The organism is Virgibacillus proomii (assembly GCF_900162615.1).
In the GTDB taxonomy this organism is placed as follows: domain Bacteria; phylum Bacillota; class Bacilli; order Bacillales; family Amphibacillaceae; genus Virgibacillus; species Virgibacillus proomii.
In genome coordinates, this window is sequence record NZ_FUFN01000008.1 from 29,587 (window position 1) to 53,291 (window position 23,705).

Sequence of the window (23,705 nt, forward strand, 5' to 3'; positions counted from 1 at the left end):
TGAACCAGTCGGGGATTTAGGTGCTGTTACTCCGATTTAAACGTTTAAATTAATCTTTAAGTCGTAGTTTTACGGCTCCCTATATTCGGATAAAGAAAATAAAAAACTCGCCAAAAGTGGCGAGTCTGCATTCTTAGAAAGACTTGGCTTGTCTGCAAGTCTTTAGCGAAAGCTGTAGTTTTCTTATACGATAAACCCTAAAATTTTTATGCTTTCCTAAAATAGAACAAAAGTTATACCTTTTCTAAACCGAATATTTAACAATCGTCGAAAACGAAATCAATTTAGAACCCTCGCGAATCAAATTGATTTCTCATTACTCCTTTTCGAGCTACAAACAAAAGCACCAGTGCTACAAGTGCTTCTGTTACTGGTAAAGCCAACCATACCCCTGCTGTACCAAATAGCATAGGTAAGAATAGCAACATAGCAATCAATAAGATAAATCCACGAAATAGGGTTATACCTACAGATGGGCGAACATAGCCAATAGATTGGTAATATGTCATGTAAATAAAATTAATTCCCATAAATAAGTAACCAAGGAAAAACAGTTTTATCCCTTTTACAGCAAGTTCTTGTATTTCTTCCGTCTCTACACCAAAAATTGATACTAATAGGTCAGCACCAATATATCCGATACCCAAAAATAATACACCGAGAAGAATTCCTGTTACTTCTGCTATTTTTACTGTTTGCTTAATAGAAGTATATTTCTTTGCCCCATAATAGTAACTAATCATTGGCTGAATAGATGAACCGATGCCAATAAAGGCTAACAACATAAATGTATGCAAATAATTGATAACAGAAAATGCTGCTATCCCATTCGTACCTGCATAATGTGCTATAGCTATATTATACCCGATTACAAATATTCCAATCCCTGCCTCAGACATAAAACTAGGGAAGCCAATGGTGGAAATTTGTGTAAGATCACGCTTATTCCATTTAAATGTAGTAAATTTTAATCCGGAACCTTTTTTAAAAAAATGAAGTGTATAGATAAGCAACCCAATAAGTGTAGCAATCATTGTTGCAACTGCCGCTCCCGTTACTTCCCACTTAACAACAAAAATCATAATATAGTTAAGAATAATATTGACAATAGCTGAAACCACTAACCCAATCATTGCCAGTTGCGGATCGCCATCATTACGTACAAAAATGCTCAGACAAGTCTCCCAAGCTAAAATAGGTGAAAAAATAAACAATATCCGCATATAGTCTAATGCATACGATAAGGTCTCAGCATTCGCACCAAATAGCTTAGCTAACGGTTCGATAAAAATAAATCCAATGACAGCTATAATAATTGTGATGATTGTAATCAGAGCAAACGAAATAGTAAATAATCGTTTTCCTTTTTCTTTGTCTCCTGCCCCAACTGCTATAGAATATAAAGTCCCTCCACCAACCCCAATTAATAAAGCAATAGAAATAAAAATGGAGAAAACAGGAACAGCTATATTAACACTTGCCAAAGCAACTGAACCTACTCCATTCCCAACAAAAATTCCGTCAATAACAATATTAACAGACATAAGCATCATTCCGAAAATAGTTGGAAGGAAGTACTGGAAAAAGCTCTTTTTCACTGATTGTTTTCCCAATCTTTCTTCTACAATACTCACAACAATCCCCCCCCAAACCTTGACTAATATATCTATTCTAATTTTGTATTCGAAAAAAGTCTATTTTAAAATCTTTAAAAGTAATTATCGGATTTTCTCCCTCAAGTTTTTCTTTATACATTCCGGAGTAACTGTTCTGAGTTATTGTTGAGTCAAAAATAACGCATGGAATTTACTATACGTTAAAATATATAAAAAGTTTTATAGAAAGTTCATTCGACCTTAGCCTCTTTTAAAAAACCACTTTAACGATTCAATTCTTAACAGTAAGATTACTAAAAATAATTATAGAAAGTACTAAAACAAAAAGATGGATATTATTCTCTATGAAAAATGGTCACTTTCATAAATTTTTATTTTTTAATACGATCTCCTTAATGAAAAGAAATCAGGTAAAATAATAAAAACAGCTAATCCAGCTGCCACCCTGACTATTTCAAACAAATCTGTCCAACTGGTTGGAATACCTTTAAACATCATTAACATAAATAAGTAAATGAAACCAAGCTTCATGCTATTATTTTTAGTTCCTTCCAGGTTTTTCGATAGTTTTTCTCACATACTATTTCTGTAAATTCAATTCTTGATATCATGTAGTGGGAATGGTGTATACGATAATCATGCCAAAAATAAGAAATGCTAAAAAAAGCACTAGCTAACTCCCAGTTTTGTTATCTTTTCCACCTGCAGTTAAAAGCATGAGTGCTACTGCTCTATCTGTGAGTCGGCTAAAAATACACCATCTTCCTCCGCATATATTCATCTTTTGGAAAAGTTATTAAAAATGACCGGTTCATTTAAGATCTCTCCCAAAATAATTCATCTAGCGTTTTTCCAAGCTCTAGCTATTGCAATACATAAGTTTAAGCTTGGGATATTTTCCTTTCTCTATAAGTCCAATTGTCTGCCTTGTGGCATTTACCTTAAGCTGAGCCTGGGTTAAGACTTTCTCTACACGTACCTTGTTTACCATATTCCATCACCAAAGACAAATATAAATTACTTAATGTTATTTATATTTCACATTTTAAAGAGTTTTTATAGTCATGAAATTTTTAATAACTCTCTTTTTGCTACATTGCATAAATTCGGTGGATTCTTTTAATTTAAAATATAGAATAATAAAGTTTTAAACGTAGCGTTTTTCTCATAATTCTATCCCTTTAAAACATAAAATTTTATATTAAAAAGCAAGGTCAAATGTGATCCATCTGGCCTTGCTTCCTATTTTCTATTTTATTCTTCAATGATTATTTTGTTAACCTTCATATTTACCGGATTAGCCAATGTATCTCCTACTGGACATGTATCTTCAATAAAGGCTACAAACTCTTCCACCTTTTCCTTCGGTGCATCTGTTTTGATATGAATATTATAGCGAATTTCTGAATAACCCTTTCTTACATCAGCCTTATGCATAAAGCCGTCTGGATCTAAATCACCTTCCAGTTCCACCCAAAAGTCGCTGAATTCAATTTTAAATTTTCTAGCAAACACTCGTGCTACAATAGCTTGGCATGCTCCTAAAGCTCCGAGAACCATTTCTACAGGGTTCATTCCTGTGTCTGTTCCTCCGAGATTGTTTGGTTCATCTACTGTGATTTCAAAATTTCTTGATTTTACCTTAACTTGAACACCATCTTGCAAATGAGCAGTGGCTTTAAAGACAGTTTTAGGCATAATTTTTACCACCTTTTCTAATCTAAATTTACTAGGACAATCTTATTATAGCTCAAATTCTATCTAAAATACCATAGATATTTTGTGAAGTATTGAACAAATTATCTAAGAAAGAGTAAATTTGGCTAATCCAGGCAATTTAGTTGTAAGGATGCGTAAAACCGAAAAGTTATATAATGTCGATTCGACTGCTGGCTGACATTTTTATTTTCTTTATGTAAAAAAATAGAGCTCCCCGAGGTGGCGACCCCTGAAAGTTAGATTTATCACTCCAACTTTCGGGGGTCGGTACCCGATGGGAAACACTATTTTTTACATAATTTCTTTTTTAATTCATATCGGACAAGTTTATTTGCAGCATTTCGAGGCAGTTCTTGCACTTCAAATACTTGTTTTGGAAGTTTATAGGAAGCCAAATGGTTACTTAAAAAATTCATTAACTCACTTCCATCATAATGGGAATCTGTAATGATAAAAGCGACAGGTACTTCTCCCCATTTTTTATCTTCTTTTCCAGTAACACCCGCCTCGATAATACCAGGATAACGTAAAAGAGCACTTTCTACTTCTGAGGGGTAAATGTTTTCTCCCCCAGAAATAATTAGATCATTACGACGATCAACTACATAGAGATAGCCATCTTCATCTAAGTATCCCAAATCGCCTGTAGCTAACCAGCCATTTTGTATCGCTTTTTTTGTGGCTTCGGAATTATTATAATAACCCTTCGTAACCATTGGACCTTTTACGTATATTTCTCCAACTTTATCTTTATCAGGCTCATTAATTTTCACTTGGGCAGGAAATAGAGCTTTTCCGGCTGAACCAATTTTTTCTAGTGCATCCTCTGCGCTTAATGTAACGATTTGAGAAGCTGTTTCTGTCATCCCAAACGACTGAAAAACCGGTACCCCTTTTGTTTTAGCTCGCTCTAACAGTGGCTTTGGCGCTGGCCCTCCACCTAATAGCATACAGCGCAACGATGTAGGATAATTTTCTTCCCCCAACTCATCCAATAACTGCTGAAGCATAACCGTAACAACAGAAACCATCGTTACTCCTTCTTTCATAATCGCCTGATGAACTGCTATTTTATTAAACTTCTCCAATAGATAAACAGGCATGCCATAAATAACACTGCGAATTAATATAGATAAGCCACTGACATGAAATAAAGGTAATGCTGCCAACCATTTATCCTCAGGCCGTAGTCCTAAGTTAAGTGCACTACCGATAGCGCTCCACCAATGATTCCCATATGTATGAATGACTCCTTTAGGAAATCCTGTTGTTCCGGATGTATACATCATCGTAAACGGTTTATCTAGTTCCAGCTCTGTTACAAGCTCTATATCTGCTTGTTGATAATCTTCCACCTCTTTAAACGCTGCATTCTTCTCTACAAAAAGCTGAGTAGCAAGCTGAGAGAATTCCTGGGCATACAGTAAAAAGGATACTTCTGCATCTTTCAATTGATAAGTTAATTCATCTTTTGTTAAGCGACTGTTTAATAAAACAATAGTTACATCTAAATAGCTTAGGGCATGAATAGCAACCACCATTTCCAGCTTATTTATTGATAATATGGCAACATGGGATCCTCTTTTAACACCCCACGCCGTAAGTTTTCTTGCATAACGCTGACTTTCTTCTTTTAATTCTTGAAATGTAAGTTTTACATGATTTGCAAGCTCTACAGCGATTTGGTGAGGTGCTGTTTCCGCTTGCTTCGTTAACCAATGAGGAATAACTGTATTCATATAGACACTCCTTGTATATCTATTTATTTTTCGTTTTAGACGTTGTTTAAAAAGTCGGTTAAAATAACACTTTCAATTCTTTTATACGCCAGAATTGATAAGAATTTTGCTTGGAAGTAGACCGTAAGACTTTTAGAGCATATGCAACAAAATGACTTCAGCCTTTATTGGTATGTAAAACATAAAGCTTTTACGGTGTAAAATCAAACGTTGACCTTCCATTTTCATGTGTAAAAAACCTTTGCTTTTTAGATCAAGCAAAGGTTTTTTTAGAATGGGGTGTCCCTTGGATTATTCAAATATTCGGTTCAATTATGCCTCGACTTTGTTTGTTAGTTTGTTTCCGGCGTCTCCTTGTTGGCATAATTGCTCGCTCGGCGGGAACAGCATCGCTCAAACTTTGAAGTATAGGACTTTCTGGAACTCGTATGCAACAGGACAAGGAAAGCTACGTAGCACCGCACGCAGAAAAAGTGATTTTCTTTTTCAAGGACAGAGTATGCTTCGAAAGCAATACATCGCGGTTTTTCAAGGACAAAGAAAGCTAGCTTTGAGAGAAATACATCACATTTTTCATAGACGCTGTGCTCAGTCTACTTTTGTCCTTTACCCTTTTTCGCACTATAGGAAAGCATAAAATTTTAGGGTTTATCCCGCATGTAAGGTGCCGTACTTTCCTCAATTCTAAAATCTATTATGCATTGTGAACATAAAAGAAAAACGGCACCTAAATGCCCGATTGGTTCAAGGGCCTTTAGGTCATACCCTTGTGGTACAACATTCCGTGTAAAAAGCATTCCACGGAATGAAGTTTCACTTTATCCCGCATGTAAGGTGCCGTAAGTTTCCCACTTCAAGACCTGAGTTCGTGCAAGGGATCAAAGTGGAAAAAAACGGCACCTAAATGCCCGATTGGTTCAACTAACATTCCGTGTAAAAAGCATTCCACGGAATGAAGTTTCACTTTATCGTATTAGAAAAACAATAGCTTTCGCCATAAAGACTTGGCGACAAGCCAAGTCTTTCTAAAACAACGATTTTAAGGGAAACGTGGGAATTTTTTAAAGTTTGGACTTCTTTTTTCTTTAAAAGCATCTCTTCCTTCTTTTGCCTCATCCGTTGTATAGTAAAGAAGCGTTGCATCTCCACCCATTTGTTGTAAGCCTGCTAAGCCATCTGTATCTGCATTGAAAGACGCTTTTAAGAAACGCAAAGCTGTTGGTGATTTTTCTAAAATCTCTTTACACCATTGTATCGTTTCTTCCTCCAGTTTTTCTAAAGGAACTACTGTATTTACTAACCCCATCTCATAAGCTTCTTGAGCATTATATTGACGGCATAAATACCAAATCTCACGAGCTCGCTTATGACCTACCATTCTTGCAAGTAGCCCTGCTCCATACCCAGCGTCAAAGCTTCCGACCTTTGGACCTGTTTGACCAAAAATAGCATTGTCTGCTGCGATAGTTAAATCACAAACAACGTGAAGAACATGTCCTCCTCCAATTGCATAACCAGATACCATTGCAATAACCGGCTTTGGTATCGTACGAATTAAGCGTTGTAGGTCTAAGACATTTAATCTTGGAATCTGATCATCACCTACATAGCCGCCGTGACCACGAACCGTTTGGTCACCCCCCGAACAAAATGCTTTATCACCGGCACCGGCTAAAACGATAACCCCAATTTCCGAATCATCTCGGGCATCTGCAAATGCATCAATCATTTCATTTACCGTTAATGGGGTAAATGCATTTCGTTTATGTGGGCGATTCATCGTCACTTTTGCAATTCCTTCATATTTCTCATAAATAATTTCTTGATAATCTCTTACTTTTTCCCATTGTACCGACATGTTTTCTTCCTCCTTTAAACAATATGTAAAACACGAAACATGAAAATGTTATGGTGTAGGATATTCTTCTTTTAAATATCCAGTTACTATTCTATCAAAAATATCCGGTTTCTCCACGTGAATTGCATGTCCTGCTTCAGGAACAATGACCATACGGGAATTTGGAAGCAACTGTTGCATTTCGGACATGAGTTGACAATACTTCTGATCCAATGCACCAGCCATTAATAATACCGGACGAGGAAACTGCTCCAACGATTGCCAAAAAGATGGTTGTACTCCCGTTCCCATATACCGTAATGAATTTGCTAAGCCTTCCTCTGTTTGATTCAGACGTTCGTTACGTACTCGATCTTGAATCACAGTTGGCAGTTCCTGTTGTGTAGCAAATAACCGAATATTTTCCCAATATAACACAAACCAGGAAAGTCCATTATCTTCCAGTTTTGTAGCAAGTGTATCATCAGATCGCTTGCGCTGCATACGTTCATCTAAATCTGCTAACCCAGGTGAAGTGCTTTCTAATAGTAATGCTTCTACCATTTCCGGATAATTCATTGCAAAGGCAATCGCAGTTCTTCCTCCCATGGAATAGCCTAATAACCGAACTTTATCCAAGTTTAAATGATTAAACAAGAGGACCAAGTCTTGGCAGCAAGCCTCCATTGTCTTATTTTTAGCTCTTGTTTGTCCATGTCCGGGCAAATCGATTGTAATGATGCTGCCACGCTTTCTCCATTCGGGTAAAAATGCTTCCCATGTTCTGCTGCTTCCCGTAAATCCATGCAACAAAACTAACGGTTTTCCTTCCCCATGAATTTCATACCAATATTGAGAGTCGTTCATTGTAAAAAACATAATTAACGACTCTCCCTTAAAATTTCCTGTTCAATCATTTGCCATTTTTTCTGATGCCAAATCACATTTGTTTTTCGATCTGTTTTCACTTCAATAAATGTCAATCCTTTACGGTTATAACTATTTAACAATTCTTGTTTGACCTCATCTTCCGTGTTTGCTAGAGAATAATATCCTCCGTACATACTGACCACATGCTGAAAATCAATATTTAAAGGCGTACCAAATAAGGCCTCAAAATGCTTAGAATCATTTGCTTGCGATAAAAAGGAAAAAATTCCGCCACCATTATTATTAATCAATAAAATTGTTAATGATAGTTGGTAATGCATGGCTGCATGTAAACCATTCATATCATGGAAAAAGGATAAATCTCCTAAAACAAGGGTTACTCTGCCTCCTTCAGCAGCAGCTCCTATACCGCTCGAGACTACCCCATCGATCCCATTTGCTCCACGGTTAGCCAGAACTTCAATTTGCTTTTTTGTACTTAAAAAGAACGTATCTAAGTCACGAACTGCCATACTATTTCCAATAAAAATAGTACTCCTGCTAGGAACAGCAGCTAATAAGGCACGAATTACTTCTCCTTCCATGATTTCATTACTCGTTTTCTTATATAAATACTTTCTCGCTATGGTATTATATTGCTGCCATCGCTTCAACCATTCTTCATCCAGTTCATTAACGATAGAAATGGTCGAAAGTGCTTTACAGCAAGCTGTTGCATCTGCAAATAGGAACTCCGTTTTGTTTCCTGTAGGTTCACGAAAGCCTTGATTACTTTCAATCACAATTTGTAACGTATCTGGATACTGTTTCACATAAAATAAATATGCTTTTGATACAGGCATAGCCCCAATTCGGATAATAAAGTCCGGTTTTAATTGATTTCGAATCGTTTCATTCCGTAAGAATGCATCGTATCCTTCGATAATTAGATCTGAAATATGCTCTCCCGAACGGACTTGCGATAAAGGATCAGCTAAAATAGGAATTCCCCATTTATGTGCAAGCTTTACCACAGCTTTTGGTAAGGTCAAGTCAGGCTGTGGACCGCAAACAATTAATCCCTTTTGCTTGTTTGTTAATTTTTTTATAATTTGATCCATCTGCTCGCCCGACAATTGTTTTTTTCCTTCATAAGCTGAGAGCGAAGAACTTGTGTTATCACGAGACCATAAATCAGGTAACTGAAAATCTACCATTAATGGCTCGCGGAAGGGGAAATTCAAGTGAACTGCACCAGGATTTCCTTCCTTCGCTAGCCAAAAAGCGTTGGCAGCTTTATTTCTTGCGTACTGAAGTATGGACAAGTCCCCTTCTGGAAGTGCCATTTCATGAAACCATTTCACATAATTTCCATATAATTTAATCTGGTCAATTGCTTGTGGTGCACCAACATCTCGTAATTCATGAGGGCGATCAGCTGTTAAAACGATTAAAGGCACTCTGCTATAATGAGCTTCTACAATAGCTGGAAAATAGTTGGCAGCAGCTGTCCCGGATGTACAAACTAACGCAACTGGTCGTTTGGTTTTTTTAGCAAGACCAAGTGCAAAAAATGCTGCTGATCGTTCATCAATAATAATCCATTCTTTAATCTTACTATGTTCTGCAAAAGTCATGGCTAATGGTGTCGATCTTGATCCTGGAGAGATGACTGTATCGGTTAATCCATTTGCTGCTAATTCATCGACAAAGCTAGTCGTATAACGTGTCAACGCTTCTGTATGTTTCATGCTTGTCCTCCTAATACTGAAAGCATTGGTAAAAACTTGATACGTGTTTCTTCATATTCTGCTTCCGGATCTGAGTCTCTTACCACACCACAGCCTGCAAATAGAGAGGCTTCATCCTGTTGAATTAAAGCCGAACGAATAGCAACGGCAAACTCACCATTCGCATTGTTGTCTAGCCAGCCAATTGGAGCCCCATACCAACCCCTGTCTAATATTTCATAATCACGGATAAATTTTAATGATAGATCACGAGGGGTTCCACCAAGCGCTGGGGTTGGATGTAATTCTTTAACGACAGTAAAAATACTGTGCCCATCTAATAATGTACCGGTTACCGGAGTATACAAATGTTGTAAATTTCTTAACGGATAAACAACCGGTACTTCTGGAACATGTATATTTGTACAATATTTTTTTAACCCTTGCTTAATCATTTGCACAACAAATTCATGCTCTTCTCTATTCTTTTCATCATGTAACAGCTTGTCAGCTATTTTATCATCTTCGGCTTTAGAAGTGCCTCTTGGCGCCGTTCCAGCTAAACAAGTTGATAAAAGATGGTTTTTTTCTACTTTAACAAGTCGTTCTGGTGTAGCTCCCACAAAGCAGCTTTCATTTTGCTCAAAGGCAAAAATATAACTATTAGGCTGTGCTTCTAATAAATCTTTTAATAAATTAGCTATATTTGCATCTTGATTTAACTTCAAACGCATTTCTCTAGCAAGTACAATCTTCTTAAGTGGTTTGACTTTAATTTCTTCCTTTGCTTTTTGTACTGTTTTCTTCCATTGGTTCGGGGCAATGACGCGTTTATTAAGTACTTGCAATTGTTGACTAGGTAATTGTTCATGGTTAAACAGCGCTTTTTCCGTGCGATAAAGCTCTTTTATCAGCTGTTCTGCATGATCGCCCCGATGAACTGGTATATTTATCGTAAAGTAATAATCATCTTCGTTTTTTGTTAACATATATTCAGGAACAGTAAAATGGATTGCCGGAAAATCTGACCATAAGCTTGTCTGCTGCTTTTCCGGATCAAAGTCCATTCCCCCAAGACATACTAAACCTGTACCAGGAGCATGAAATGGATTGGAAATAATAGTATTCTTTAGTAATTGTTTCCACGTAGACTCTGTATAATAAAAACGATCTTCATTTGCAATAATTTCAAAAGCGTTACCAACCCCAACTATTGCAAAATCATCCTTTGTACTCGTCCAAAAAATCCGGTCTTTTTGCAAGTGAGCTGCCGCTTCAAAAAAAAGAACCGGATGTTTAGCTTCTATTTTTTTTGTGATACTAACAATCTGAGAATTTTTCTGCTTCGGAATATGACGAATCGCATCCTGTAAAATCTCCTCTACTTGTCTATCCTGTACTTCAATCATGTATATTAACCTCCGTTAAACTAACAGTGACAAACTCCCTTATTATTTTATTCCCTTTTCAGCTGATTCTCAAGAAAATCAATCTTTGAACGTTGACACCCCCTAGCAAATTCCATATCATTGAGATGATATTAATTATTAAGTAAAATTTTATTTAAGAAAAAGAGTAGTTAAAGGTTAAGGTTGCACCGTTCATGAAAAACCACAATATGTTCTTAACAAGGTTTTGTGGTCCTTGAAATCTATAATAGTGAATATACTTCATGTGGAGGACTAGGATGGGGTGGGCCGTTTAAAGTACACTCAGATAACCTTCAAACCTTTGACAAGTAGTAACTTAGCCAGTTCTTGCTTATACGTTTGAGATTAAAGATTTCACTTCCTAAAATCTATATTTAATTTAAGACCATTTACAGACAGTATAATGAATCTTTTTTTATGCCTTTACTAGAGGTAGAATATTATTTCGTATTAATCCGGGAGAAATTAACAGGGGGGAACATATTATGCACTCATCAAATAAAGTAAATATTAGAGCAAAATTGAATGAAAAAGATGGACTGCAAATTTGGTGGCGATTATTACGTCCTCATACATTGACAGCTTCATTTGTGCCTGTTTTTGTTGGATCTATGCTTGCATTTCGAGAAGACCATATTGATATACTTCTATTCATCACGATGCTAGTTGCCTCCATGCTCATTCAAGCTGCTACGAATATGTTTAACGAATACTATGATTATGTTAAAGGACTGGATAATGAGCATTCTGTTGGGATTGGCGGAACGATCGTGCGGGATGGAATAAAGCCTAAGACAGTTCTAAATTTAGCGTTAAGCTTTTTTGGTATTGCTATTTTACTTGGTGTCTATATAAGTGCAGAATCAAGTTGGTGGATTGCCGTAATTGGTCTAGTATGCATGATTTTCGGTTATTTATATACAGGTGGACCTGTCCCGATTGCTTACACTCCATTGGGAGAACTATTCTCAGGCTTTTTAATGGGTACTGTCATTATTGGCATTAGCTATTTTATTCAAGCTAAAACAGTTACTACAGAAGTTATTTTAGCTTCCATTCCAATTGCATTATTTATTGGTGCCATTCTGCTTTCCAATAATATTCGGGATCTGGAGAATGACAAAAAGAATGGTCGTAAAACACTAGCAATTTTATTAGGTAGAAAAAGGGCAATCGGCTTTTTAGCTCTCATGTTTATAACTGCTTTCATCGCAACAGCACTACTCATCATGACAAATATTTTTCCGGTATGGTCTCTAATTACGTTTATTGGGGCTGTAAAAGCTGTCGATGTTATTCATAAATTCAAGGGCAAAACGCAGCCAATTGAAATGATGCCAGCTATGGCGGCGACTGGAAAAACAAACTCTATTTATGGAATTTTGCTTGGCATTTCGTTATTTATAAGTATGGTAATTAATTAGGAGTTGACAAAAAAATGTCCTATTCCAATACATTAATGGAATCACTTGGTATAGAAGCAGTATTAATGACCAAGGATAAAGTTGTTATGACCATGCCTGTTGATGAGAGAACGCGGCAACCATTCGGCTATTTGCATGGAGGAGCCTCCGTAGCATTAGCTGAAACAGCAGCAAGTATGGGAGCTGCTTTGCACGTTGACATGAGCACTCACAATGTTTTTGGTATTGAAATTAATGCCAATCATGTTCATAGTTTAAAAGACGGTACGGTTACAGCTATTGCTATCCCATTGCATACAGGTCGTACGACAATGGTTTGGGAGATTAAGATTACCGATGAACAAGAGCAACTAATTTGTGTTTCACGATGTACCATTGGAATTGTCCCTAAGCGTACGAGTTAAAAACTGCGATGTGTCGCTGACGATGCTTTGCTTGTCTTTGAAAAAGAATTTCTTCTGCGTGCGTTGTATTACTGGCGAAGCTTTCCTTGTCCAGTCTATCTGAATCAATCGGGATTAGGGAGCCGTCTCTCACCATTTCGTCTTTGAGGGAAGAAACTCGAATCCTTACTCAGGGATAATACTGCATGAAATTAACTCCAATGCTATAATTCCATCATTCTAATTGGCGATAGAAATTCAATGTGAGATGGTTATCGGACTTCTTCTTTAAAAAGGAATAATGCTGTAGTTTACAAGAAGAGTTAGTAAATGAAAACATATCTTAGTCAAGATAAACTATTAGCGTTTAAAGATCGGTTACTCCAAATGAAAAAGGAAACAGAGGATGCACTAGAAGCTAACACAAATTCGGAACCAAATGAAAATCTACAAAAGTTCGCTAATTGCAGCAATCATCCAGCCGATATGGACCTGAACAGTTTGAACAGCAAAAAAAGCTGGTTTTTCGCCAACAGCTGAAAGAACAGCTCCAAGAGATTGACGACGCTTTAACAAAAATGGAAAATGGGACTTTTGGGTTAAGTGAAAAATCAGGGAAACCAATCCCTTTGGTACGACTAGAAGCCCAACCGACAGCTCGGAATTTAGTAGGAGAAGAATAATATTCCTTGAATCACCTTAATGAGTAATTAGAAAAACTTGCTTGTCGCCAAGTCTTTATGGTGAAAGCATCGTCTTTCTTATACGATAAAAGGAAGCAGGAGCTCACTTTATTGATGAGCTCCTGCTTTCTATGAACATAAAACGTTAGAGACTATGAGACAAGCTTTACTTGTTGTTTTTCTATCCAACCATGTAATTTAATAAATAGTGGGACAAATAACAAACCAACAATAATACCCTTGATTATATTAAACGGAAGGATTCCACCATAAACCGTTACCCATTTAATGGCTGTACTTGACATATCCTCCCACCCCATAAACCATGCATATGCCGGTAAAAAGACAAAATAGTTTAATACACTCATTCCTACAGCCATAATAATTGTCCCGGTTACTAATCCAGAAACGATGCTTTTAACACCTTTAAATTTATGGTATAAAACTGAAACCGGGATCACGAACAGAATCCCAGCTACAAAATTAGCTAACACCCCGATAGGATCAGCAGCCCCTGAAACAGTTAAATACAAAATATTTTTAATTGCCACTACAAGCACACCAGCTAAAGGTGAAAAAATTAATGAGGCCATTAATGCTGGCACATCGCTAAAATCTATTTTTAAATATGCCGGTAATAGCGGTAGTGGAAAATTTAAAAAAAATAATAATAACGAAATTGTCCCTAATAAAGCTAACAAAATTATTTTCATAAGCTTCGTTGATTGCCTATTTAACGTATGCATTTCTATTTCTCCCTTCATCATTGTATCGATTCCAATCTCGTGATGAAGGATTAGAGCCTTTCTACTTCCCTCTTATCAAAAAACCCTAAAGCACCTAATCGGGGCTTTAGGGTTACCTTAATTAAACATAGGAAAAAGGAAGGCACTTTCATGTACCTGTATTTCGGCTCGACATCTTCTCCCATCCAGACTGTAACTGTCGGTTCTGGACTTGCACCAGATCAGCCGCAAAATCAATTGCGGGTCACGGACTTAAAGCAAGATACGCTTCTTACCGTCGGTCGGGAATTTCACCCTGCCCCGAAGATGGAATCGATATACTATTGTTACTGATATTTTACATGAGGTTTTTTAATTTAGCAAGTTAAAAAGCTTATATCACTTTTAAAATTATTTACTTCTATAGATTAGGTTTATTTTTTAAGACTTGCTTATAGAGGTTTTTCAAAAAGTACGTCGAAAATACACTTTGAATTTCTTCGTACATTAGAACGGATAAAGTGAAACTTCATTCCCGTGGACGCTTTTTACACGGAATGTTAGTACCACAAGGGTATGACCTAAAGGCCCTTGAACCAATCGGGCATTTAGGTGCCGTTTTCTCCCACTTATACCCTTTTGTACCAACTCAAGCTCTTGAAGTGGGAGTCTTACGGGCACCTTACATGCGGGATAAACCCTAAAATTTTATACTATCCTATAGGATAGTAACAACGAGGCTGTCGCCAATAGTTTTATCCTTTTTGAGACAACCTCGTTTTCAATTGTCATTCTGCTACGTTAATAAATAGTTTACCTTTTGCTTGTTTTCTCGCTTTATTGCCATATTCATCTTCTACTTTAACTTCAATAACTGCTCCCTCAGCAATAATGCTACTAATCGCTGTCCAGTATCCGACATAATGTCCTTCTTCTGTTTCCATCATTGGAAGCTCTGTTGTATTCATCGCTGAATTTGTTAACGGCATATGAATGACATAATTTGCTTTAAGACCCGGTTCACTATCAAACTCGATTTTCACTGACTCTCCTGCTTTCAGTGTAATATTCTTACTAGGAGTTAAGTTGATGATTTCTGGATCAGTAAAATCAACATCTACAGTTATTTTTTTTGTTGTTTTATTACCAGCTAAATCATGAGCAACAACCTTAATATTATTTTTACCATTGTCTAATAAAATTCGTTTGGAATATTTTCCATTCTCCACTTTTGCTTTTTTACCGTTTACTTTTACTACGTCAAGGTTATCGTCTGATACTGTTCCTTCTACGGTTAATGTTTCACGATTCAATTTTTCATTTTCCCTCGGTGTATCAATGGTTAACTCTGGTTTCCTTATATCCAATGTTATATTGATAGGTTCTGATTCCCCCGTCGAAGTTTCGTCTAGTAACGACACGGCCGTTAACTCATTTTCACCCTCTGATAATTCAATAGGAATGGCAAATGAACCATCATCGCTAATATCAGCTGTTCCAACCTCTTCACCATTGTTCACTAGCTGTACTTTCGTTGTTGGTGAAGCAGTTCCTTCTATAGTTACCTCTTTTTTGTTTGTAATCGTTCGATCAGCAGGTGAGGTAATAACCGGTTTCTCAACCTCATAATTTACGTGAGCTCGAATCATATAGTTTCCTTCTGAAGCAGGTGATTTCGACCAAGCTCCTCCTACTAACTGGTAACTGCGATTAGCGTTCGGGCTGCTTTCATCTGCCGCTAATCCCGGTGCTCCAGTATTTGGTGCGGTTTGAACATATACAACGTAGAACTCTTCCTCGACTACAATGCTGTGCTCTTTTAAGTCCACAACCGTCCATTCATTTTGATCGCGAATAGCCTCAGCATCAACCGGGCCAGCTAACTTGTTTCCAGGGGTACCATCAGGACCTGTGGCATCCCAAATCTCTACTTGAAATGCTGTACCACCTGGGGAAGGAAATTCTTTGTTCCAGAATTTAAAGACAGCAGCGTCAACCACTCCCGTTTCTTTTCCTTCTGGCAACGTCATCTTTACTCCCCAGCCGTTTCCTGCATCATAGAAAGCACGGGCATTTTCTGCTGTGCCATCATCATAGGCGATCTCCCCGCCTGGAACTGTATAAAATGGCTTTAACTCTATATCTTTTGTCACACCACCATCTTTTAATGATACTTCCACCTCTGTGGTATGGTAGCCACTAGCTAATATTTTTAAGGTGTAGGACCCGCGATATGCAGTTAATGAATAATTACCTTCCTCGTCAGTAGTTACTGGATTAATATTAGCATCTTCTACTAAAAGCAGTGTAGCATTAGCTATTGTCTCACCTGTTTGTTTATCTTTTACGGTTCCATTTACAGTATATTTGTCCATCTCTTGCAGCGTAAAATTAGCTTCTATTGTTTCATCAGCAGTAATCGTTACAGCCTGTTCAGCAGATTCAAATCCATATGCTTCTGCTTTTACAGTAAAATCTCCAGCTGCATGTAATAGTGAATAATTACCGGTTGCGGGGTCTGTAGTTACGGAACGCCCGCTTTCTAACACACTTACTTGTGCTTTCATTGGTAATAATGTTGGCTTGATCAAGTCTTTATCGGATACTGGCTTTTTCTTTGCCTTTTGTGGTTTAATTTTGGTTGGATCCACTTTTTCTTTTGCAGCAGTTTTTTTAGCTTTTTGTTTTGTAACTTTCTTATCTTTCTTTTCTGCATCTAAACTACTATCTAAGCCTTTCTTTGTTAACGAAACACTACCGGAATTAGATGTATCGGATAAAGCGACATTATCTATATACCAACCATCTCTTGTAACACTGCCATCGGTGTCTAAATTAAAACCAATATAAATACGTTGTCCACTATAGTCAGATAAATCTACTTCTGCGTTTTCCCATCCATCTGTTACGTTATTTACCCGCAATAGTGGTGTCCACTCCTCTTGGTCTGTAGAAACAAATACATGACCGTAATCGTAGTTTCTTTCTAAATTATGCCATTGATTAAATTGTAAATACGCTTCTCCTTCTTCTGGAAGATCAATTGGCGGCATAACAAGGGTTGTATTTGCACTGTTCGCATACGTACCTGCTAGATTGGTCGCATAAACATTTTCACCAGAAGCTGCACCTTCAGGACCAGAAGTAGGTACTCCACGCTCCCAACTATTATGTTCGCCAAAGACTGTCCAACCTACTGATGGAGACTCAAAATCATCTTCATATCCAATAGTAATACCTGGTAGCAATCTAACTTCATACGTATCGCTAGTAACCTCATTATTACCAAAATCATTAATAAGCCAGCTATACATTAGGGAGTCCCCGGTGAGTTGCTCACCAGGGACTGTAGCTTGGTAGATACCTTCTTTATAATTTCCGGAAATCCGTTCAGCTTCCATTGCTTGCTCTTCTCCATCTTTATTCAGATACTTTAATTTAACTGTATTTACACTAATATTATCTGTAACTTTAATCGTTAAGGGAAGATCCATTCCAACATAAGATTCGGTAATTGTCTCATGTTCAAATACAGGTGCTTCGGTATCCTCTCCTTCTTTTGTCACTTGTCCTTCTATTTTACCTAAACCAGAAACAAGGGACGATACTAAATCATAAGCATTAACTAACCCATGGCCATATCCATTATTTGGAGATTCTGCAAATTCATCATCAGTACGTGGAATAGCCGTAGACATAATAAGTTCTTCCATTTCATCAACGGTTAAGTTTGCATTTGCCTGTTTTAATAGTGCAGCTACTCCTGATAACGCAGGACTTGCCATCGATGTTCCATTCCATCCACCCTCATAACCATTCCCCGGTACACTTGAACGAATATTTACGCCAGGTGCTGATACATCTGGCTTGATCTCATCATAAGGGGATGGTCCTTGTAGGGAGAAGCTTGCTAATAAATCATTTACATCTGTTGCACCAATAGCAAATGATTCAGGATAATTTGCCGGTACTGCTACCGATCCAGGTCCACCCGGATTAAAAAGCGTCGTATTTCCTGCTGCAAATGCCGGGAAAATACCAGCAGCTCTCCAAGCGGTTACAACATCACGATACCACTCATCAAGGCCTTTTCCACCTCCCCAAGAGTTGTTAACAATATCTGGTGCCATGGCTGAGTCACCATTTGGTGCAAGCATCCATTCAGCTGCTGCCAACAGCCAATTATCATAACCGGAACCAGCTGCATTCAATCCTTTAGCTGCAATCCATTTTGCTCCAGGGGCTACTCCAATTTGATTTGAACCGTCTGGCTCACTACCGACCATTGTCCCTGTAACATGGGTACCGTGAGAATGATCATCATAAGCTTCTTCCGCACCAGCTGTAGCGTCAAAAAAGCTATAAGAATGATCTACATCCCCTGTATTTGCATTGTAGCCGCGATATTTTTCCTTTAATGCAGGGTGGTTCCACTCTACACCTGAGTCAATACTAGCAACAACAATCCCAGTTCCATCAATGCCCATATTCCAAACCGCAGGAGCTCCAACTCGTTCTATATTCCATTCCACATTCGTTGCTTTAGATTTAATTTTTTTTGCTTTTTTATCAACGGTAACATCAAATAGCTTCCGTTCTTCATTTGGTAAAATCTTCTCCACTTCCGGGAAGCCAGCGATCTTTTTGGCAATTTCTTTTGTAGCTGTTACAGACATCCCGTTTACAATATGGAACGATCGGAAATCATCTACATTTCCCTTCTTCTTTTGACTAGTTACAAAATCTTTTACATTTATTTGAGATTCTAAGGCCATGGTTTTTAATTCAGAGATTACTGCTGAACGCTGTGAATATTCTATCTTTTGTGCAGATAAGTTTGCCTTCTCAGCTTTTTTCTTCGCCTCTTTTGCCACCTTCATCACATCTGCCTTTTCCTTAAATTTCACAAGAAAGGTGACTTTGTCATCGTCTTTAAACTGTTTTGTTAATTCGCTACTTATTTTCTCTTTAGTAACTTGTTTGGAATCGCTTACAGACTGGTGCAACTTATTAGAGGTTTCGGCACTAGAGATTCCAGGTGCTATTAAAGAAAAAGTCATTAGGAACGTTGCGGCAAGACAAACTACTTTCGACTGTCGCTTTCGCATAGCTTTCAAAACTATTCCTCCCCTCATTTTTTAAAGCCTACTACAACACAACCGAAGAGCTATTATAATCCTCCCTCTATATACCTCCCTTCAATTTTGAAATTAGCTCCTCTTTTTTGGTATCTCGTTATGTCTAACTCTGTTGTTAGGGTAAGTATAAAGGATCAAAACAACTAATTAGTGTCGAAGCGAGTCGAATAATATCTCATTTTTCTAAATTGATTAAATAGTCTCATTTTTTACAATATATTTCATGTGCCTTTGTTAATAAAAAGGTTCCCTTATTCAAATAAAAAATAGCCGATTTTCCTTTTAAATTCAGAAAATTGGCTATTTCAAACGACTTTTATTTATATATTATATTAAAAATATGTGGTTAAAAATGAAGAATTTATACCATTAATTGAACGCTATGCCTTTAAATTTTTTCATTAATTAGGAAAAATAAGCCTTTTTACCCTTACAATTCAATTATTAATCAAGATAGAAGTACTTATTCTCCCCACACGCAAATATATATACCTATACTGTTTTATTAATTAAAGTATACTTTAATCATCCAAAGGGTTTAAGCTTTCCTCTCCCATTAACGATGCAATCATCGAAACTAATAATTCAATTTCTTCTTCCATATCTTTGATGCTCACTGTTTCTACCGGTGAGTGCATATATCTTAAAGGAAGAGAAACAAGCGCTATCGGAACACCTTTACCTGTTAACCTCATTTTATCTGCATCTGTTCCGGTATTGCGTGGTGTAAGTTCATATTGTACGTTCATATTTAATTGGACTGCTGTTTTTTCTAACAGCTGATTTATTTTGCGATTAATCGGTGCACCTTTAGCTAATACAGGGCCTTGTTCCAGATGAATATCACCATATTTATTTGTATTAACTCCAGGATAATCCGTTGCAAATGTTACATCACAAGCTATTGCCATGTCTGGTTTAATTCCTGCCGCAGCAAAATATGCTCCCCCCATATTCGTTTCTTCATTTACTGTACTAGCTGCATATACTCCTACCAGACATCCTGTTTCTTTTAACCGCCTTAAAACTTCTGCTACAATGAAAGCACCAGTACGATTATCGAGTCCACGACCAGCAATATAACGATCTGATAAAATTTCTGGTTCTGTTTTGTAAACGACTAGATCACCGATTTGCACTTGCTCCTCAGCTTCTTTTTTTGTTTTAAACCCGCAATCAATAAATAAATCTTCTAATCCAAAATCATTTTTCAATCCCCCATGATGCTGTGCATTAACACCAATCACACCTGTTATTCTTTTCTTTCCTAATACTGTTACTTTCATACCGACAGCAGCCTTTGGGTTAATGCCTCCCATTTTATCAAAATGCAAAAAGCCATTGTCGTCGATCCGATTGATAACAAGAGCAATTTCATCACAGTGTCCTGCCAGTAACACTTTAAATGATGCCCCAGGGTTTAACACACCGATTACGTTTCCGGCATGATCCGTTCTAATTTCATCGGCAAAATTTTTAACATAGTTCATCCACTTTTTTTGAATTTCAACTTCACCACTGGATGGAGATGGAGTTGTTAATAATTCTAATAAAAAATCCTGATTTGCTAGTTCCATACAAAACCCTCCTATATGTATCTATGTTTATCTTAGCAAAAAAATAATTTACAAGCACATTTGTTTACCTTTTTTTTAAGTATCGATACACTGTAACATATGTTCTCTTTTCGCTTTGAACGGATCAAGCATTTACGTAGGAATTTTCCACTTAGACTGGATCCCTTTGGAAATAAGGACATTAGATACAAAATAAATCTACTTTAAATAAACAGTATTACAATCAGTAAAAAGGAGTGTATACATATGAAGCTTAACGACTGGTTTGAAAAAGGCATGCAACCCGATATGTATATTGAATCTATGCAAAATCACAAAGAAAATTTACTTACTATTTACGATAACTTCATCTTGCCAAATGATCAGGCATTTTTTGAAAAAGTGAGACAAAAAGAGTTGCGGGTTATTATGCTTACCGAGGATTGGTGTGGCGATGCCATGTTGAACATTCCTATATTATTAAAATTAGCTGAAGCTGCAGAAATGGATGTTCGCATGTTGCTTCGAGATCAAAACCTGAAATTAATGGACCAATACTTAACCAATGGTAAATCCAGATCGATCCCCATCTTTATTTTTATTCATAAAAACGGAAATGAGGTTGCCAAATGGGGACCACGTGCAGATAAAATACAAGCATTTGTCGATAAGGCTAATGCAAAACTACCTGATAAAGAAGCAAAAGATTACCAAGAAAAATTCAAAGAAATGATTTATTTTATGACTCAAACATTTATAAATAATCAATCATTTTGGGATGAAGTTTATCAAAGCTTAAAGCAGTCATTACAACATACAATCCAATAATTTTCATTGCTCCTCTACCCCGTTAAGACGGTTATAATTGGATTACCCTGTCTATACTAGGTACAGTGAAATGTTAATGAATAAAAGAGATAAACAGCACATAAATGGGATAGGTGAGTACGATGAGCTTTCGCTTAATCAAACAAATTTATTTTAAGTTGCCGATCTTACTTAAAGTATTGATGGTTATACTTTTATTTATGTTTCTTTTTGGCTTTCTTATTCACCTTGTGGAACCAGATCAGTTTCCCAGCATTTTTGATGGTATTTGGTGGGCTTTTATTACTGGAGCAACGGTCGGTTACGGCGATTTAGTACCTTCGACGCCTGCCGGAAAAATCGTTGCAATTTGTTTAGTTTTAACAGGAGGAGGCCTGATTGCTTATTACATTACATCCCTAGCAGCTTTAACTTTCCATCAAGAACAAGAAATGGAAGCTGGAAAAATAGCATTTAAAGGATATAACCATCTTGTCATTATCGGCTGGAATGAGCGTAGCAGGCAATTGATTAAGATAATTTCTAAATCAAGTCCACAAATTCAAATGGTTCTAATTGATACAACACTGCAGCATGTACCCTTTTCTGATTATCCGGTACACTTTATCAAAGGTGACCCAACAGAAGATCGAATCTTGCAAAGGGCTAATGTTAAGCTTGCAGATCGAGTATTAATTACAGCAGATATTACACGAAGCGAACGCACTTCAGATAACATGTCCATTCTTACAGTAGTAGCTATCCGTGGCAATAATCCTTCTATTCCAATTATTGTAGAAATCATGTCTTCTGCTCAAATTGCCAATGCAAAACGGGCTGGAGCAACGACTATTTTACGATCCAACGATTTCACCAGCACCTTATTCTATCATGAACTTATTCGCCAACCAAATGCACGGCCGTTTGAAGATATCTTCCATTTATTATCGACACAGCAATTTCATCATTCGGTTTTAAATGCTGATATGGAAAAAATGAATTTCGATGAGGTAGCATCTTTACTAAGAAACAAGCAACAAATCTTAATTGGATTTATTCGTAATAACCAATACCATATGAATCCATCTGTAAAATCTCAAATGCAAAACGGAGATTTACTAATTAGTTTCATTCCTTGGAAGAAGTAATGCTTCAACTTTATTTAAACATTCCTTTCCCATCATTACATATTGATCAGGGATGGCTGTATCTGGATCAGTTGGACTCTGAAATTGATTTACCAATCCTTGAATAGCCCCGTTTCCGCTATCTTTATCATTTGCACGTTGATATTGATGTCCCAGTAAAAAAGGTTGCTGCAAACGCACAGTTACTCCCGGAGAGTCCAAGGATCCTGCTACTGTCTCAAATGGAATTCGTAAAAAAAAGTATGTGCCTCGGTCATCTAATTTAATATCAAAATATCCGTGGTCATATTCCCAATTTGAACCAATCACAAACCCTTGAGGTTTTAACTTCTTTTCTAATTCATATAATAGATAGGTTCGATCTGCTAATTTTGACTCTAAAGGAATCATTTTGCCATCTCCTTTCATTCTTGGTGATTCTGATTTTAAATAAATTATCTTTCTTATGTTTTGCTACATGCTGATTAATATGCTAAAATGTTTTATTGTGTAAAATGAAACGAATTAAAGAAATAGGAGTTGTTCAGCATGACAATTAAATATGAAATTGGACAAGTTTTAGAGGGGAAAGTAACCGGAATTCAACCATATGGTGCTTTTGTAGCATTGGATGATGAAATACAAGGACTTGTACATATTTCTGAAGTAACTCACGGATATGTTAAAGATATTAATGATTATCTATCCGTTGGCGATGAGGTGAAGGTAAAAGTTCTACAAGTGGATGAAGAAAATAATAAAGTTTCATTATCCATTCGTGCTACAGAAGAAGCCCCACAAGTAAAACCAAAGCAACCTAAGCAAAAACAAGAAGAGTCACAAACAGCTGGATTTAATACATTAAAAGACAAGCTAGAAGAATGGATGAAACAATCCGATTATAAAAAGTAAAAATAAGGC

At 36.9% G+C, this 23,705-nt stretch carries 17 protein-coding genes, 1 pseudogene and 1 riboswitch; of the genes and pseudogenes, 6 read left to right on the forward strand and 12 right to left on the reverse strand.

Annotated elements, in window-relative coordinates:
• Positions 1-284: 284 nt before the first annotated feature.
• The 8 genes and pseudogenes from BN1066_RS01095 to BN1066_RS01130 all read right to left on the reverse strand — a co-directional run bounded on the left by BN1066_RS01095 (position 285) and on the right by BN1066_RS01130 (position 10,920).
• Positions 285-1,634 carry an MATE family efflux transporter gene (locus tag BN1066_RS01095; RefSeq protein WP_143695714.1) on the reverse strand — a complete coding sequence of 450 codons (1,350 nt, stop codon included), beginning with the start codon at positions 1,632-1,634 and terminating at the stop codon, positions 285-287.
• Between the two features lie 797 nt (positions 1,635-2,431).
• Positions 2,432-2,607: pseudogene (locus BN1066_RS20510) on the reverse strand (helix-turn-helix transcriptional regulator).
• 263 nt (positions 2,608-2,870) lie between these two features.
• Positions 2,871-3,314, reverse strand: a complete 444-nt coding sequence (locus BN1066_RS01105; RefSeq protein WP_077317680.1) for an OsmC family protein — start codon at positions 3,312-3,314, stop codon at positions 2,871-2,873.
• A 305-nt stretch (positions 3,315-3,619) separates the two neighbouring features.
• Positions 3,620-5,074 carry an o-succinylbenzoate--CoA ligase gene (locus tag BN1066_RS01110; RefSeq protein ID WP_077317682.1) on the reverse strand — a complete coding sequence of 485 codons (1,455 nt, stop codon included), beginning with the start codon at positions 5,072-5,074 and terminating at the stop codon, positions 3,620-3,622.
• 1,039 nt (positions 5,075-6,113) lie between these two features.
• Positions 6,114-6,932: a 1,4-dihydroxy-2-naphthoyl-CoA synthase gene (gene menB, locus BN1066_RS01115; protein WP_077317683.1), complete on the reverse strand. Its 819-nt coding sequence runs from the start codon at positions 6,930-6,932 to the stop codon at positions 6,114-6,116.
• A gap of 48 nt (positions 6,933-6,980) precedes the next feature.
• Positions 6,981-7,790, reverse strand: coding sequence for a 2-succinyl-6-hydroxy-2,4-cyclohexadiene-1-carboxylate synthase (gene menH / locus BN1066_RS01120; protein WP_077317685.1), 810 nt, complete (start codon positions 7,788-7,790; stop codon positions 6,981-6,983).
• Positions 7,791-7,792: 2 nt separating this feature from the next.
• Positions 7,793-9,532: a 2-succinyl-5-enolpyruvyl-6-hydroxy-3-cyclohexene-1-carboxylic-acid synthase gene (menD, locus tag BN1066_RS01125; RefSeq protein WP_077317687.1), complete on the reverse strand. Its 1,740-nt coding sequence runs from the start codon at positions 9,530-9,532 to the stop codon at positions 7,793-7,795.
• Positions 9,529-10,920 (reverse strand): isochorismate synthase, encoded by a 1,392-nt coding sequence (locus BN1066_RS01130; protein WP_077317689.1) that lies wholly within the window; start codon positions 10,918-10,920, stop codon positions 9,529-9,531. Before BN1066_RS01130 ends, menD begins: the two co-directional genes overlap by 4 nt.
• Before the next feature lie 506 nt (positions 10,921-11,426).
• On the opposite strand from BN1066_RS01130, the gene BN1066_RS01135 reads away from it, so the two are divergent.
• The 3 genes from BN1066_RS01135 (at position 11,427) to BN1066_RS20515 (ending at position 13,431) form a co-directional block, all read left to right on the forward strand.
• Positions 11,427-12,365 (forward strand): 1,4-dihydroxy-2-naphthoate polyprenyltransferase, encoded by a 939-nt coding sequence (locus tag BN1066_RS01135; RefSeq protein WP_077317690.1) that lies wholly within the window; start codon positions 11,427-11,429, stop codon positions 12,363-12,365.
• A 14-nt stretch (positions 12,366-12,379) separates the two neighbouring features.
• A complete protein-coding gene (locus tag BN1066_RS01140) occupies positions 12,380-12,769 on the forward strand; it encodes a hotdog fold thioesterase (protein ID WP_077317692.1) in 390 nt (129 codons plus the stop codon).
• Between the two features lie 443 nt (positions 12,770-13,212).
• Positions 13,213-13,431, forward strand: coding sequence for a TraR/DksA C4-type zinc finger protein (locus tag BN1066_RS20515; protein WP_245799665.1), 219 nt, complete (start codon positions 13,213-13,215; stop codon positions 13,429-13,431).
• A gap of 152 nt (positions 13,432-13,583) precedes the next feature.
• Here BN1066_RS20515 and BN1066_RS01150 read toward each other — a convergent pair whose 3' ends face one another.
• The 3 genes from BN1066_RS01150 to BN1066_RS01160 form a co-directional block, all read right to left on the reverse strand.
• Positions 13,584-14,177, reverse strand: coding sequence for an ECF transporter S component (locus BN1066_RS01150; protein ID WP_077317693.1), 594 nt, complete (start codon positions 14,175-14,177; stop codon positions 13,584-13,586).
• Positions 14,178-14,346: 169 nt separating this feature from the next.
• Positions 14,347-14,489, reverse strand: a riboswitch (FMN riboswitch).
• Between the two features lie 455 nt (positions 14,490-14,944).
• The gene (locus BN1066_RS01155; protein ID WP_143695721.1) at positions 14,945-19,264 is read right to left on the reverse strand and encodes a S8 family peptidase; all 4,320 of its coding nucleotides are present in this window, start codon (positions 19,262-19,264) and stop codon (positions 14,945-14,947) included.
• A 551-nt stretch (positions 19,265-19,815) separates the two neighbouring features.
• The gene (locus BN1066_RS01160) at positions 19,816-20,871 is read right to left on the reverse strand and encodes a M20/M25/M40 family metallo-hydrolase (protein WP_077317695.1); all 1,056 of its coding nucleotides are present in this window, start codon (positions 20,869-20,871) and stop codon (positions 19,816-19,818) included.
• Between the two features lie 246 nt (positions 20,872-21,117).
• Here BN1066_RS01160 and BN1066_RS01165 point away from each other — a divergent pair, with 246 nt between their 5' ends.
• Positions 21,118-21,678, forward strand: coding sequence for a thioredoxin family protein (locus BN1066_RS01165; RefSeq protein ID WP_077317696.1), 561 nt, complete (start codon positions 21,118-21,120; stop codon positions 21,676-21,678).
• A 122-nt stretch (positions 21,679-21,800) separates the two neighbouring features.
• The gene (locus tag BN1066_RS01170) at positions 21,801-22,805 is read left to right on the forward strand and encodes a potassium channel family protein (RefSeq protein ID WP_077317697.1); all 1,005 of its coding nucleotides are present in this window, start codon (positions 21,801-21,803) and stop codon (positions 22,803-22,805) included.
• Here BN1066_RS01170 and BN1066_RS01175 read toward each other — a convergent pair.
• Positions 22,776-23,195, reverse strand: a complete 420-nt coding sequence (locus tag BN1066_RS01175; protein WP_077317698.1) for a YugN family protein — start codon at positions 23,193-23,195, stop codon at positions 22,776-22,778. The two genes, BN1066_RS01170 and BN1066_RS01175, sit on opposite strands and share 30 nt — an antisense overlap.
• A gap of 138 nt (positions 23,196-23,333) precedes the next feature.
• On the opposite strand from BN1066_RS01175, the gene yugI reads away from it, so the two are divergent.
• On the forward strand, positions 23,334-23,696 hold the full coding sequence (gene yugI, locus BN1066_RS01180) for a S1 domain-containing post-transcriptional regulator GSP13 (protein WP_077317699.1): 363 nt from the start codon (positions 23,334-23,336) through the stop codon (positions 23,694-23,696).
• Positions 23,697-23,705: the final 9 nt, after the last annotated feature.